This is a genomic window from Chitinophaga sp. (genome assembly GCF_035564935.1).
Taxonomy (GTDB): Bacteria; Bacteroidota; Bacteroidia; order Chitinophagales; family Chitinophagaceae; genus Chitinophaga.
The window spans coordinates 1-2,229 of the sequence record NZ_DATMTE010000869.1 but is presented as its reverse complement, the minus strand read 5'-3'; the positions used below and the strand labels follow the sequence as shown (position 1 = coordinate 2,229).

At 50.3% G+C, this 2,229-nt stretch carries 1 protein-coding gene; it reads right to left on the bottom strand.

Annotated features, from left to right (window positions below):
• On the bottom strand, positions 1–2,229 hold a 2,229-nt coding region (locus tag VN105_RS22680; RefSeq protein ID WP_325644503.1), incomplete at both ends, for a hypothetical protein.

Sequence of the window (2,229 nt, the reverse complement as noted above, 5' to 3'; positions counted from 1 at the left end):
GCAGGACGGTCATATAAATCGGGCGTGCCATCCAGCTGCACCTGTATGAGCCTGGCCCCAACAATATTGAAGCTGGCAGTAATATTGGTGCCCGAACGTGTATTCGCATAATCGAGGTAAGCATTCACCGCATACGGCGCCTGCTCGAATACAGGGCTGGTGGCAGGGGCTCGCCTGTCGTTGATGCGGGAAGCATCCAGGCGTTCAGGGTTCTTATCAATACTGCTCACATCCAGCAATATGTTTGTACCTATGAAGAGATACCTGAGCGGCCGCCATAATTTGCCGAGGTCTCTGCGCGCTTCCAGCTCTACGCCATACACCTTACCGTGGTTGGGATCGTTCTGGTAGATGATGAGCGGGAACTCCGGTGCGGTAGACTGATTACCCTGCGACCGGTAGATGAATACGCGCTGTAACGGATCGATGATCGTTTTGCTGAACACGGAAGCGGATACTACTTCGCCGGGATTGGTGAACCATTCCCAACGGAAGTCTGCGCTCCTGGTAGTCTGATTCTTCAGCTTAGGATTACCGCCTATAACAGCAAACTGGAAGGGATCAAACTCGTATATATTGGTGAGCTCCCGCAGTTCCGGCCTTGCAAGCGATGTGCTGTAAGCAAACCTGAAGTTCATATTACGGAGGCCAGAGTAAACCAGGTTAGCGGAGTAATAAGGCTTGTAAGTGCTTACATAACGGGTATGCGGCGTTTTGGTGCTATAGCTTACAGTTTCATTGGGCAAGCCGGTAAGTGCATTCAGGTTTTGCGGCACAAATACATCCACCGTATCTACATTGGCCTGTATGTTTGTAGATTCAAAACGCACTCCGCCTGTAATACGGATATCCTGTCTTAACCGGGCATCCAGCATGCCATAAAAAGCACGTGTTTCATAAGAGCCGCTATAGTTATTAGGGGCTTTCTTTACCTGGTAAAGGAAGCCGCCTACTCTTGGCTCTCCCTGTCCGTCGTATTGGTCAGGACTCTGCAGGCCGATATTTGCCGGGGATACCAGCTGGTCTATATTGCCTTTGGCATTATTCAGCAGCTCTATACCGCCACCGCCCAAAGTGGAACCGGGAATGCCAAGGATGTTCTCTGTAAAGTCCCGTTCCCTTCTAAGGAAGTTGAAACCAAATTTCAATAGCTGATCCAGTTTACCGACCTTAAAGGGCTGGCTCAGGTCGGCCCTGGCGTTATAATTGGTTTCTTTCAACTGGCGGTACTGGCGGCCGTTGGGATCAGCTACAATAATGTTGGCGTTGTCGTTATCCACACCGTGTACCAGGCCGCTTACAAAGGCATAGGTATCCTGCCCTACTCCTACTCCATTAGGATCCTGGAAGCGCGTGGTGCGCAGGTTAGCCACGTCTGTAGAGCGGAAATCGGGATCTGTTTGGGTACTGCGGGAAGAGCTCAGATTATAGCTTAAACGCGGCGACCAGGATTTATCCAGGAACTGGTGTTCACCCTGAAAGTTATAGGTGTCAAAAGTGCGGTAGGTGATGCGAAGCTGGTTGATCACGTTGTATACCGGGAAATTAAGACCGGTGTTCTGCCAGGCGCCGGTCAGGTTACTGGCTTCCGATTCCGCGCCCCTGCTGCCTATGTACTGTGCCTGGATCTCGTTACGCTTATTAAACTGGTAAGTTAACCCCAGCAGGCCGCCATAGCTGAGCGTACGCGTGCCCATATTTTCTGTATAGCTTAAGTAGTTGTTCAGCCTGCGGTAGTTAGGCGTCACGAAAGCTGGTATCCGCAGCGGGTTGAAGATAGCGGGCGAACCTGTTACAATGCCCTGAAACAGGCTATACTGGTTCCTTCTGGCATTATACACATCGTTTGTGCGCTGGTAGTAGTTGGCGCTGGCTATCAAACCAAGGGCATGCCCGTTAAATACTTTAAATGTATTGCCATAAGATATATTGTATACCTGGTTAGGACTTGCCTTCTGGTATTTAGTGGTGAGCGCAGGGTCAAAACCCTGCATAATACGGCTTACACGCATGGCTTCTGCCGCCAGCTCGGGGCTGTTACGGCTCTGGATGAACATCTTTTGTATCTGCGGCAGGCCGCCGGGGTATTGTTTACCAAGATCAACAAAATCCTGACGGAGACCATGTTTGCTAACCTTTTGACCAAAGAAGCCAAGGTCATTATTATAGAAACCGTTGTACTGTCCATTGAGGCCAACATTAGTACTAAAGCCTGCCTGGGCTGTAAAC